The 12033-nt window shown below is 33.8% G+C and carries 11 protein-coding genes; 3 read left to right on the top strand and 8 right to left on the bottom strand.

Features of this window, described 5'->3' with window-relative positions:
* Nucleotides 1-11: 11 nt before the first annotated feature.
* Both PRVXT_RS03710 and PRVXT_RS03705 read right to left on the bottom strand, forming a co-directional pair.
* A complete protein-coding gene (locus PRVXT_RS03710; protein ID WP_350344342.1) occupies nt 12-1265 on the bottom strand; it encodes a DUF1576 domain-containing protein in 1254 nt (417 codons plus the stop codon).
* Between the two features lie 190 nt (nt 1266-1455).
* The gene (locus PRVXT_RS03705) at nt 1456-2727 is read right to left on the bottom strand and encodes an MFS transporter (protein WP_350344341.1); all 1272 of its coding nucleotides are present in this window, start codon (nt 2725-2727) and stop codon (nt 1456-1458) included.
* Nucleotides 2728-2907: 180 nt separating this feature from the next.
* Here PRVXT_RS03705 and PRVXT_RS03700 point away from each other — a divergent pair, with 180 nt between their 5' ends.
* Both PRVXT_RS03700 and hslO read left to right on the top strand, forming a co-directional pair.
* The gene (locus tag PRVXT_RS03700) at nt 2908-3954 is read left to right on the top strand and encodes an HD-GYP domain-containing protein (RefSeq protein WP_350344340.1); all 1047 of its coding nucleotides are present in this window, start codon (nt 2908-2910) and stop codon (nt 3952-3954) included.
* Between the two features lie 28 nt (nt 3955-3982).
* Entirely contained in the window at nt 3983-4855 is an 873-nt protein-coding gene (gene hslO, locus PRVXT_RS03695; protein ID WP_350344339.1) for an Hsp33 family molecular chaperone HslO, read from the top strand.
* 44 nt (nt 4856-4899) lie between these two features.
* On the opposite strand, the gene PRVXT_RS03690 is transcribed toward hslO, so the two are convergent.
* The 3 genes from PRVXT_RS03690 to PRVXT_RS03680 all read right to left on the bottom strand — a co-directional run bounded on the left by PRVXT_RS03690 (nt 4900) and on the right by PRVXT_RS03680 (nt 8196).
* On the bottom strand, nt 4900-5067 hold the full coding sequence (locus PRVXT_RS03690) for a DUF362 domain-containing protein (RefSeq protein WP_350344338.1): 168 nt from the start codon (nt 5065-5067) through the stop codon (nt 4900-4902).
* Between the two features lie 134 nt (nt 5068-5201).
* Nucleotides 5202-5996 carry a DUF2797 domain-containing protein gene (locus PRVXT_RS03685; protein ID WP_350344337.1) on the bottom strand — a complete coding sequence of 265 codons (795 nt, stop codon included), beginning with the start codon at nt 5994-5996 and terminating at the stop codon, nt 5202-5204.
* 460 nt (nt 5997-6456) lie between these two features.
* A complete protein-coding gene (locus tag PRVXT_RS03680) occupies nt 6457-8196 on the bottom strand; it encodes an ABC transporter ATP-binding protein (protein WP_350344336.1) in 1740 nt (579 codons plus the stop codon).
* 316 nt (nt 8197-8512) lie between these two features.
* Between PRVXT_RS03680 and PRVXT_RS03675 the strand changes: the two genes are divergently transcribed.
* Nucleotides 8513-8716 carry a helix-turn-helix domain-containing protein gene (locus tag PRVXT_RS03675; RefSeq protein WP_350344335.1) on the top strand — a complete coding sequence of 68 codons (204 nt, stop codon included), beginning with the start codon at nt 8513-8515 and terminating at the stop codon, nt 8714-8716.
* 138 nt (nt 8717-8854) lie between these two features.
* On the opposite strand, the gene PRVXT_RS03670 is transcribed toward PRVXT_RS03675, so the two are convergent.
* The 3 genes from PRVXT_RS03670 to PRVXT_RS03660 all read right to left on the bottom strand — a co-directional run bounded on the left by PRVXT_RS03670 (nt 8855) and on the right by PRVXT_RS03660 (nt 12012).
* Nucleotides 8855-10036 (bottom strand): amidohydrolase, encoded by a 1182-nt coding sequence (locus PRVXT_RS03670; protein ID WP_350344334.1) that lies wholly within the window; start codon nt 10034-10036, stop codon nt 8855-8857.
* Complete coding sequence (locus PRVXT_RS03665; protein WP_350344333.1) at nt 10023-11183, bottom strand: amidohydrolase; 1161 nt, start codon at nt 11181-11183, stop codon at nt 10023-10025. Before PRVXT_RS03665 ends, PRVXT_RS03670 begins: the two co-directional genes overlap by 14 nt.
* Before the next feature lie 175 nt (nt 11184-11358).
* Nucleotides 11359-12012 carry a hypothetical protein gene (locus PRVXT_RS03660; RefSeq protein ID WP_350344332.1) on the bottom strand — a complete coding sequence of 218 codons (654 nt, stop codon included), beginning with the start codon at nt 12010-12012 and terminating at the stop codon, nt 11359-11361.
* Nucleotides 12013-12033: the final 21 nt, after the last annotated feature.

Raw genomic sequence — 12033 nt, 5'->3', positions numbered from 1 at the left:
CCCCCTTCTAATTATTTGTTATTTTTAAACGCCCCAAGTAAAGCAACAAAAATAATAGCTACAAATCCTCCAGAAAAACCATTATTATATAAGTTTAATCCACCATGTAAAACACCAACATTGGTGACTATTGAAAGGTGCACAAAGCCAGCTAAAACACCTATAGCAGCTCCATATTGTCCAGCTAGAGGAGCTAATGTAGTGCCAAATAAAGCAGCTAAAAGAGGGCCGGGTTCATTAGCTTCAAAAGTAGTCATTAAACATCCTAAAAATACACCTAACATTATGGGAGTTATGTTTTTAGGGTGTTTACCAAAGGCTGCAAATCCTACCATAGTCAATAGCCCTCCCAATGTAGGACCATTTAAATCACCACCAACCAATAAAACATATAACAACCCAATTAGACCGACAATTCCCATATTCATAAGAGAGTTACCAAAACCACCTAAAGCTACAAAATCAGTTGCCAGTGTACCAGGATGCTTAGTTATTTCAAGATAATCCCTAAGCTTCCCTTTATTCAAAATAATACCCAAAACTATCATGGAAATAAACATTGTACCAAAAATAATAATCGATATACTATTAAAATCTTCTCCCCAGTAAAGAACCGACTGACTATCATAACCAAAACTCCTAAATATAGAAGTAAATAAAAGTCCTACAAACCCTGCAGTGAAACCTACATTATAAATATTATATCCATTATGGGTTTTTAATAGATGGGATGCCATGGGAGGCACGATAATCCCAGCCAATACTCCAAACATTAATCCTGGCAACACCCCCCAGCCAAATCCAAAAATTATTTGTGTTACTAAAGGAGCTAAGGCAGTTCCAAATAATGCTGGTAATAAAAAAGTTTTAAATGATTCTTTTCTTATTCTGCTATAAATGAACACACCTAAAATAATTGGAAGTACAGAGTAAATGTTTTTACCGAAAAAACCAAAGCCTACCATTGTAAAAATTGCAGCTAAAACTGGTCCGTTAAAAGGTACTCTATTTATCTTAACCAAGGCAAAGCCGATCAGCCCGACTATCGCACCGTTTGCTAAGGTTGGTCCTACACCTCCTACCTCCATATAATCAGTTATCAGAAGTCCTTCAGTGGTAAGTATTGATGCCAAGCCATCAAAAAATTGTGCCGGTGGCTGGATAATTATGCCGATTATTAAAAGAGCAACCAGATAAAATAGTGTTACTAATTCTTTTATGTTTTCTTTAACCCTAATATAATCTAAACTCCATAATTTTTTCATATTTCCCCTATCTCCTCTCCTACTGCAACTGCTAGTTAAATTTTTCACGACTAATTCTCTCTACCTCATTGTATCAAATTTTGCACCCTCTTGAATAGTAGTTTTTTAAACTGGAATTATTTATTTTAAAAATAAGTGTTGCTCCCTTTTTGCAATCAATCATAAGGGGAGCAACACTTATTTATCTTCTTTATTCTGACTGTAAAATTGTAGCAACTATCGCTATTAACCCCATAACAAAGTATATTGCAAATGCAAATTGAAAAGAAGCGACAGCGTCTGTTCCAGCTACATTTAAAGACTGCCCCTGTATATCCAGCACCACCCCAATTAGATTATTTAGCAACGCTGCACCTAAAAAACCTCCTACGTTAGCGATTGAAGTAGCAGTTCCAGATAAGCCTGGGTTATTTACATTTTTAACATTTGTAAATGATAAAATGAAGGAAACTGCAGAAACCCCCATGAGAAAATAAAGTACCGGCAATATTGTAAGGCTGGGCTTACCACCTGCCAAAAATATTTTGTAACCCCAAATTGTTGTAAAAATTATAGACCCGCTTAATATAATCTTTTTTACCGAACCTACATATTTCGCAAGGTATCCTACAATTAAAGAACCAACCATTACGCCGACGGTTAAAACAAGTACATAAAGGGAGGCCGTTTCCCTGCCTATATTATAAACCTGTGTTAAATAAGGGATCCCCCACAAACCAGAAAACGATACTATCGTCCCCATTAAGCAAAACAAAATAATAAAGTTCGGCCATGTGTGCTTATTGAGTAATACCTTTAAAACTCCATGTACAACACTTCCCTGTGGTCGTGCCATAATCTCCTGATCATTTGGTCCTTTTAAACCCACATCTTGTGGGCTGTCTTTAACTAATAACAGTGTTAAAACAAAAAGTAAAACTGAGACAACACCCATGGCTTTAAATGACATTTGCCATCCAATAAACCCCACCAATAATGCAAAAGGATATGTAGCCAATACCCCGCCAATATTTCCAATCAATGAAGTCCAACCTGAAATGCTAGGAAATTCTTCCTTTTTAAACCAAACTGCTTGTATTTTTAGAATAGAAATAAAAACACCTGACACACCGATCCCTACTAAGAGCCGTCCTATGTATGCCATTTGAATATTAACTGCATAGCCCAAAATAGTAGATCCTATCCCAGCTAGTAGCATGCCGTAGGCTGTGGTTTTTCTAGGTCCTATATAATCTGCCATGACACCAGCAGGTATCTGCATTAAAGCATAAGCCCAAAAATACATGGCAGCTAAATTACCCAGCTGGGCTCCCTGTCGTTCTGGGCTAAGTCCTAGGTCACGGGCAAAGTCTTCAGCAACAACCCCCGTTGAATATCTATGAAAAAAAACGACAACAAATGACAAAGCTAAAAGTCCCCATATAGTCCACTTATATGTTGTATACCTAACGCTGTTGTTCATTAATTATCTCACCTTCTTATCAAAATTGGTTAGCACTTAATAGTTTACCTCCTTTTTACTTTTTTGTACATAAATTTTTAAAAAGGTTTTAAGGACTAATGTCTGTTGTTAGAAAAAGGTTATATGTGGTAGAATGTCGAATAGAAACAAAAATGTAAAATTTTCAGGAGGAGATATTTTATGAAGTTGGTCTCATCAGAAGAGCTGTTATCAGGAATGAAAGTTGCCAAAGATGTGGAAAATGATGCTGGGGTGCTACTAATTCCCGAGGGCACTACTTTAAACGAGTATATGATTAAAAAGGTTAAGTCTTTATATATTGACTACATATATGTAAAATCTGATGAAAAACCCAGCAAACCACAAGAAAAAATACAGCGAGAAGATATAAAAAAATTCACAGACCAATATAATTTAGCCTTTGATTTAACTGTAAATTTATTAGATACACAAAAAAAGGGTAAAATACTAAATATGGACTTAGTCAGAGAAATATCAAATATTGTGCTAGAACAAATATATCAAACCAATAATATTCTAGGTAGATTATTTTCACAAGACAAGGATCATATGTACCTATATAAACACTCGCTTAATGTAGCTATTTTAAGTGGTATAATCGGAAAGTGGCTAGGATTTACAAAAAATGAGGTGCGCAGATTGGTATATGCTGGGCTTTTGCATGACATCGGTAAACTTCAAGTTCCAGATTCCATTTTAAGCAAACCTGATAAACTAACACCAGATGAGTTTTTTGAAATTCAAAAACATTGTTTATTTGGCTATCAAATATTAAAAACAAAGCATAATATCAGTGGAGATGTGTTTACAGCAATAGCACAGCACCATGAACGTGAAGACGGAAGCGGTTACCCTAAAGGGTTAGTGGGTTCTCAAATCCACACCTTTGCAAAAATTCTAGCTGTTGCTGATGTTTATGATGCTATGACTTCGAACAAGGTTTATAGAAGAAAATTCTCACCGTTTTTTGTAGCGGAACAAATAGCGCAAAACAGTTATGGAATGTTAAATCCAAAAATCAGTCGAGTTTTTCTAGATAACATTGCAAATTTTTATGTTGGTAATAAAGTTGCATTAAATGATGGTCGAGTAGGTGAAATAATCTATATTAAGCCCTCTGAACCTACTAAACCTGTGGTTAAAATAGGAGAGCAATATATTGACCTCACTACTGAAAATGTTAAAATAGAAGACATCCTAGCATAATATAATTTTTATTGGAGGCATATCAAAAATGAAGGATTATCTATTATATAGCACAGCAGCCCAAGGGAATGTCCGATGCCTTACAGCAATAACTACGGACCTAACCCAATCGGCACAAGCGAAACACCACCTTTTCCCGGTGGCATCAGCAGCCTTAGGTAGGTTATTGACAGGCGGCTTACTTATGGCTTCTTCTGAGTTTAAGGGGAAAGAAAGATTGAACTTAAGAATAAATGGAGATGGACCGCTAGGCCAGATGTTTGTAGATGCTGGCATTGGAGAAGCCCGTGGTTATGTCGCCAATCCTCAGATTGAGTTACCTTTAAATAGCCATGGTAAGCTAGATGTAAAAAAAGGAGTAGGAAACGGCGAACTTACTATTATTAAAGATTTAAGGCTAAAAGAGCCCTATGTATCAACAATGCAGCTAATTTCTGGAGAAATAGCAGAAGATTTAACCTATTACTATGCTACTTCTGAACAAAAGCCATCATCTTTCGGACTGGGAGTTTTAGTGGACACAAACGGGAAAATCATATCTAGTGGAGGGTTTTTAGTTCAAATAATGCCAGATGCCACTGATGAACAGGTAAATGCTGTCGAACAAAATATAGCAGAAATTAATGGTGTGGTGGATTTTATCAAAAAAAATAACACCCCTGAAAAAATGGCAGAGAAACTGCTTGTAAACTTATCTCCTAAACCGTTAGACAAACAGCCGTTGGATTATAGATGCAGCTGTGATCGCCAGAGATTTACAAAAGGTCTGATCAGCTTAGGTAAAAATGAATTAGAAAATATGCTTCAAGAAAAAAAACAATTCGAGCTAAGTTGTCACTTCTGCAATTCCACTTATATATTTACTCAAACAGACATCGTAAATTTGCTAAAAGAAATATAACATAAAAAATCCTATCAACTTATTTGTTGATAGGATTTTTTATGTTATTCAGAAATCGCCTCCACAGGACAAGAGTCTACACAAGCCCCACAGTCAATACAAGTATCAGCTTCAATTATGTATTGACCCTCACCAGCTTTGATAGCTTCTACAGGACAGGTACCTTCACAAGCACCACACTCAATACAAGCATCAGAAATTTTGTAGGCCATTAATGACACCCCCCAACTCTATTTGATAGAAAATAATTTAGTGTATTAACACCAAAAGTAAGACTTTTTCTCTTCGATTTTGATTATAACATATGAAATAAAAACTGACTAGATAACTTTTATACCTATATTGTTTATATTTTTCTACTAAAGTTTATTTCTATGTTATAGCCTCTATACTTTTTTAAATTAAGTACTCCATCTTCAAAAATTAAGTACTGACCCTTAGCTCCTAATAGCCTTGAAGTAAAACAGTTTATTTTATCAAGGTTTATGGATTTCACTTTCGGTGGATAAACCCAAGGATACCTTATACTCTTATCATCTTTAACTAAATTTACGTCATGAAATTTATCTGTAATTAACCTTTGCGCCTTTTCAATTGCTTGATCTAAGGATTTGACTTCGTTGTTTTTAAGCATCCCTCTCCAATTAGTTTTGTCAGCAAAATAATCCATTAAGAAATTTTCTACATCTCCAGCAACTTTTCTTTGAGGCACCTCTGCTATAACACATCCTTTAGTAGCACCTTGATTTAGCCACCTGCTGGGAATATTACCATGGTGTGTTATACCCACCTTGATTTCGCTGGTATATGCTAAGTAAATAAAGTGCTTTTCAAGACAATAATTCTCAGCAAATTTTTCATCACGACAACTTCCCTTACTATAGTGACATCTCTCAGGCCTTACCATGCAAATATCATTTTGCGGTAAATCCCTAAAGCAGGGATAACAATAACCATTATTAAAGGTCTTACCTTTTATTTCTCTTCCACAATATATACATTTCTTATCACCACAATAGACTAAGTTCATTTCATCTCCAATACTATTATTAATAGAGAAAAAATCATCATCTATATTTAATCCATAGTTTATTTCATTATCTTTATATTTTATATCTACCCCTTTTAAATATCCCTTCATTTACATTAAACACTCCTCTGTTAAATAAGATTTCAATTATTAAGTATAATGCTAATTAAAGTCTTTGTCATTAGTTATAAGCAAAAAAATAAAAGGTCCGTCTCGCACAGGTTTTACCCTGATGAAACAGCCCTTTTATTTTTTTAAAAACAAAAAGATTTAAGATGGCATTTTCTTAATTCCATCATGAATTAAAGATTTTAAATCTATGAACTTAAAGCTATATGTAAACAAGCTTAGAAAAGATTCTTCTCTAGCGCACAGAATGACGATTCAAATGTAACTCAAGTGAGAGTACAAACTACCACCTTATTTAGCACTATTATTATATTTAGGTATTTAGGGATACAAAAAATTAGAATAATACTAAAAAGGAGTTATTTTTAATAATTCTATTGTCAACTTTCTTTCGATTAAAATATCGTAAAAAGAGCTATTTATGTTATCTCCCATAACTAAATTACCCTCCTTGCGCCATATTAGGGTTTTCAAGGGCAAAGTCGATTTCATCTTTTAAATCATTGATTTTTTTGTTATAAATATTATAAAAGTGGCCTTTATTATCTAATAATTCTTTAAGATTTCCACGCTCCACTATTTTACCGTCTTTCATAGCTAGGATTTCATCATATTTACTTAACGTTGTTTCATCCATTTGATGAGTTATAGCTATCATTGTTGAATCCAAATTTATCAATGTCTTTTCAATCTCATGAGCTGTTATTTTATCCAAAGCCGAGGTAGCCTCGTCTACCAATATAATATCTGCATCTTTTATCAGTGCTCTAGCAATAGCAACTCTTTTTAGTTCTCCACCGGATAATTCAACTTTTCCTTCACCTACTAAAGTTTCAACCCCTGCTTCATGCAGTCTAATAGTTTTAGCTAACCCTGATTGCCTTATTGCTTTACTAAGTTCCTCATCTGTACATTCATTATATAAGCAGATATTATTTTTTAAAGTATCCTTAAACATAAACACATTTTGTTGTACCAGAGTTACCTTTTTGTAATATGATTTGGGGTCTATTTCTTTTATCTCTATATCGTCAATATTAATTTCTCCTTGATAGTCATTTATCTGATTCATTAATATTTTTAAAAAGGTAGTTTTACCACAACCACTTTCTCCAACTATCGCATATTTCTTTCCCTTTTCAAATTCATAATTTATATTAGATATTACCTCATCTCGGTTATCATATGAGTATGTCAATCCTTTTATTTCAATATTGTTATTAAAACTAAATTCGTTTTTACCAAGGCTTGATATGGAGTTGTTGTTTAAAATTTTATCTTGAATATTTGATATAACCTTACTAACAGATTTAATTTCCGTAAAATACCTAGACAGCGAAATAAGAGGGTTAACTATATAATTCATTAACTGTATAGCTGCCATCATTTGGCCAATTGTTATATCACCTTGGATTACGAAGTAAGTGGCGATTAATACATTTACAAAAAACATTAAAAATCCTGATACTATAGATATAGCACCTAAAACTCCTTTAAAAGCATCAGATTTAAATTTTGCTTGTTCGGCCTCCTTGTTTATTGTTGAAAAAATGCTTGCTATTTTTTTCTCTATGTTAAACCCTTTAATTACTTCAAATCCTTGTGCAATTTCTTTAATTTTATTTACACTTTTTTCGAGGTTCTCTAGATGTTTGCCTTTTAAAAATTGGTTTTTTTTAGTAAATAACTGAGGTACTATAATTGGCACCCAGCCGAACACAAGTATTGATAGAGTCAAATAAATATTTATTCTAAACAACAGAAACAATGATATTACAAACAAAAATAAATCTTTCGCTATGTTAATTAAGTTGTTTAGATAACTATCTTCTATTACCTTAACGTCGTTGTTCATAATAGATATTAATTCTGAGCTAGTCAGCTTAGATTTGTTATCAGCACTTAAAAAACTATTTATAATTGAGTACTTATAATCCTTCATTACTGATGTATTTAAGGCAGCATTACTGATTTTTGATAAAGACTCAAAAACAAAGACCGCTATTAGAAATATGATTGTATACATTGCTAATGTTGATATTCCTAAGTTGTAGTTCCTTGTTGCAGTATCTACAATTGTTTGAAACAATATAGCTTGAAAAGCTTCAGTAATAGAGATAAAAATAACTAATATCACACTGGACGTTAATAACAATTTATGATTTTGAATATATTTTTTCATTTACAGTACTCCTTGCTTAAGATTAAGAGTGAAAGAAATTAATTTCTTATCTTGTATAATAAAGAACCAAAATTAAAAAGTAAACATGATTCGAATCGAGGTTATAGCTGCCAATATTTCGTTGATAAGATATGCTGTTGTTAAAATTTGCAAGAAAGACTGCAAAAAGGCCCCAACTGAAAACACAACACCCCCTTGACATTTGTGAATGATTTAATATAATTTAATAGGGATAACTATTTAAAATTTTCACAAAACAATAGGCAGGGAGGGGGTAAGGGGGTTGTATTACAATGTTGTAAAATTCGGAAATAGAGTGCGCATCATACGATATGATCTTAACTTAACTCAAAAAAATGTCAGTGAATTATCAGGTATAAGTGAAGATGCTATTAGAAAAATAAAACATGGCAAAGTTACGCCCACACAAGAAACTTTAGAATTATTATCAGTAGTACTAAAAACAGACCTAAATAAATTATTGCTGAACATGAGAGTTAATGATCTTACATTTAATTAAGTTTTAACTTTCTAGTAGAGCTTGCCTATAAAATTTCGTTAATTGCATAGCAAACGGATATACCTCATTACTATACTTTTGCACTTCAACAAAAAAGGCTACCTCAAATATCATTTGGATATTTTGAGGTAGCCTTTTTTAAGCTTCATAAACTTTTTTACCGTTGACAAATGTGTATCTACATTTAGAAAGAAAATCAAAGGGGTGTCCATTGTATACAGTTAAGTCAGCATCTTTACCTACCGCTATGCTGCCTATCCTTGACTCCAAACCTAATATTTTTGCACTATTTATAGTAATCATCTGAAGAGCAGTAAATTCATCTACCCCTTCTTTAACTACTAGTGCCGCTGCATGTAAAAGTCTATATATAGGTAAAACAGGATGGTCAGTTGTTAACGCTACATTTAAACCAGCGTCACTTAATATTTTTACACCTTTTAGACTCTTATTTTTTGTTTCTACTTTGCTTGGTACGCCAAGAGAAGGTCCAACTATTACTGGAAAAGGATATTTTTTTACATGGTCTACTATCAGATGAGCTTCTGACCCATGTTCCAATGTTATTTTTAAAGAAAATTCTTTGGCAACTCTTAAAGCTGTAGCTATATCATCAGCTCTATGAGCATGAATTTTTAACGGCATTTCTTTGTTAATAACTTTGCTCAAATTTTCTAACTTCAAATCTGTAGTTGGCATTTTTTCTGGATCGTTTTCAGCCTGCTTCTTTTTATCGCTATATTCTTTTGCTTTTATCAGCCATTGCCTCATAATAGCTGCACTTCCCATACGGGTAGAAGGAGATGTTTTTTTAGAGCCATAATTTCGCTTGGGGTTTTCACCTAATGCTGCTTTCATACCAGCATATTTTTTTATTACAAGTGATGAAACTAGATTATCTTTACTGTAATGTTTTATGGCAGTTCCCACTCCACCAAAAATATTTGCACTTCCAGGAACCACCATAGAACTTGTTATACCTGCAGCCAAAGCTTCCTTAAAAGCACTATCTGATGGATAAATACCATCTAAAGCAAATACTTCTGCAGTAACAGGGTTAGTTGCCTCATTTACATCTACACCTACAGGACCTTTTGCCTGTTCATTCAAACCGATATGGGTGTGTGGATCAATAAATCCTGGGAAAACACTGTCCCCATTCAAATCAACAACATTACAACCTTTAGGAATATCAAATTTTCCTATCGCAATGATTTTATCCCCTTCTATCAGCACTCCACCTTCAACCGGTTGTTTTGTTTCTGCTGTATTTACTTTACCGTTAATTAAAGCAGTATATACTTTATTATTTACGGTCATAAATTACCTCTCCATTTATAATTGTTTTTTGCACTTTAGTTTTGTAATCAAAAAGATCGCCATCTAACACAATAATATCAGCATCTTTTCCTTTTTCTATACTGCCTACCCGTTCTCCTACTCCAATAATTTCTGCTGCATTAATAGTTATAGCCTTTAACGCTTCTTCTTTTGGCAAACCATCTCTATGGGCTAGTGCTGCACAAATAGGTAGGTAGTGTTGAGGTATAACAGGGTGATCTGTCATAATTGCAAATTTAACCCCTGCCTCCCATAACACTCTTCCTGTTTCAAAGGTAAGGTTTGCCAGTTCAACTTTAGGTCTAGAGGATAATGTCGGTCCAATGACAACATCAACCTTCTTTTCAGCAAGATAATCAGCTACTAAATGCCCTTCTGTACAGTGCTCGATGGTAATATCTACATCAAACTCCTCAGCAATCCTTAAGGCAGTAACAATATCATCTGCTCTATGGGCATGAGCTCTTAGAGGAATTTCTTTACGTAACACTTTTACCAAGCCTTCCATTTTTAGATCTCTAGCTGGCGCTTTTTCTGAATCTTCTTCAGCTTTTTCAAGCTTTTTAAGGTACTCTTGTGCTTTAATTAGCTCTTCACGCATAACTGCAGCTGTCCCCATCCTTGTAGATGGCGCTTTCTTTTGACTGCTGTACACTCTTTTTGGATTCTCGCCATAAGCACACTTCATACCTGTAGGCTCTAACATCACCATTTCATCAATTATTTTACCGTAAGTTTTCATGGCCATCCCTTGACCACCAATTACGTTAGCACTTCCAGGTCCTGAAACAACTGTGGTTATACCACCTTCATAAGCTTCTTTTAAAGCAGTATCCATAGGGTTTACTGCGTCGATAGCTCTAAGGTGCGGAGTTGAAGGATGAGTCATCTCATTGCCATCAGCACCTTCAAAACCCATTGCTTCTTCAAAAATACCGATGTGTGAGTGTGCATCAATAAGCCCCGGCATTATAACCTGGCCTTTTGCATCAATTACTTTAGCATTTTGAGGGATATCTATGCTTTCTCCCACATCTTCAATTTTTCCTTCTTTAATAAGTATAGTCCCATTTTCTAGAGTTTTGTTAGCCATTGTGTAAATCTTTCCGTTTGTAATTGCAATCATAAAAAATCATTCCTCCCTTTAATTGTTACAAATACTATTCTACAATTATGTATAAAATTCCTTCGTTAGTCGAAAGTTTTTTATCAGATTTTTTTAAAATTTCCTGTCATCATACTTTTATAAAAATAAAAACTCCAGTGCTCTGAAAAAAACTCTGAGCTTAGGAGTTTTTGTTTTATTTAGCTATAATTTCATTCACTATTTTACCATCTTTAAGTTCCATTTTATAATCAAAACCTTTATTTAATCCTTTAACAAAAGAGCCAATCCATAGCCCCCTCAAAACATAAAAAAACTGTACATCAGCTTTTACAGCTTCCCAATATCTTCGATGTAAGCAATTTGTTACATCCCACCTAAGATAATCTTGTCGGTTTTCAACAACATTATTTACTTGATCACAGGGCATACCATCCAAAATATTATCATTTAACACTTGATAAACTTCTTCAGCTGTGCCTGTACTTTCTTTTTCTTTGGCTTGCTCTCCCATTTTACGACCATGCTCACGATGAATTTCTTTTAAAACTGCTTTTGCCTCTTCTTTATATTTATCTATTACCTTAGCGATAAAAGCTGCTTGCCTAGTTTCTGCAATCTCTATTCTTTGCTGCAGCCATCCATGAATATTATCATGTTGTATAGCAGTTTCAAGATTTACCCCTTTTTCAAAAGGAGCTCCATATTTCTTTTTCTGTTCCTCATAAATTTTACTAATATCTTCTTTAAACTCTTTTTCCAACTTCCGCACCACAACAGTTTCTAAATCTTCAAAGATTAGAACTTTATTAAATAACCAGTGATGAATAGGTCCTAAAAAAGCACTCATATTGTACCACTCCTTTTCTTT

The organism is Proteinivorax tanatarense (assembly GCF_040267685.1).
In the GTDB taxonomy this organism is placed as follows: Bacteria; Bacillota; Proteinivoracia; order Proteinivoracales; family Proteinivoracaceae; genus Proteinivorax; species Proteinivorax tanatarense.
The sequence above is the reverse complement of the archived record's forward strand: the minus strand, read 5'-3'. Positions and strand labels throughout refer to the sequence as shown.

Coding starts and splice junctions, on each gene's coding strand:
- PRVXT_RS03665 (WP_350344333.1), bottom strand. CDS start 11,183: ATGATTGCAATTACAAACGGAAAGATTTACACAATGGCTAACAAAACT.
- PRVXT_RS03670 (WP_350344334.1), bottom strand. CDS start 10,036: ATGACCGTAAATAATAAAGTATATACTGCTTTAATTAACGGTAAAGTA.
- PRVXT_RS03710 (WP_350344342.1), bottom strand. CDS start 1,265: ATGAAAAAATTATGGAGTTTAGATTATATTAGGGTTAAAGAAAACATA.
- PRVXT_RS03685 (WP_350344337.1), bottom strand. CDS start 5,996: ATGAAGGGATATTTAAAAGGGGTAGATATAAAATATAAAGATAATGAA.
- PRVXT_RS03680 (WP_350344336.1), bottom strand. CDS start 8,196: ATGAAAAAATATATTCAAAATCATAAATTGTTATTAACGTCCAGTGTG.
- PRVXT_RS03660 (WP_350344332.1), bottom strand. CDS start 12,012: ATGAGTGCTTTTTTAGGACCTATTCATCACTGGTTATTTAATAAAGTT.
- PRVXT_RS03700 (WP_350344340.1), top strand. CDS start 2,908: ATGAAGTTGGTCTCATCAGAAGAGCTGTTATCAGGAATGAAAGTTGCC.
- hslO (WP_350344339.1), top strand. CDS start 3,983: ATGAAGGATTATCTATTATATAGCACAGCAGCCCAAGGGAATGTCCGA.
- PRVXT_RS03705 (WP_350344341.1), bottom strand. CDS start 2,727: ATGAACAACAGCGTTAGGTATACAACATATAAGTGGACTATATGGGGA.
- PRVXT_RS03690 (WP_350344338.1), bottom strand. CDS start 5,067: ATGGCCTACAAAATTTCTGATGCTTGTATTGAGTGTGGTGCTTGTGAA.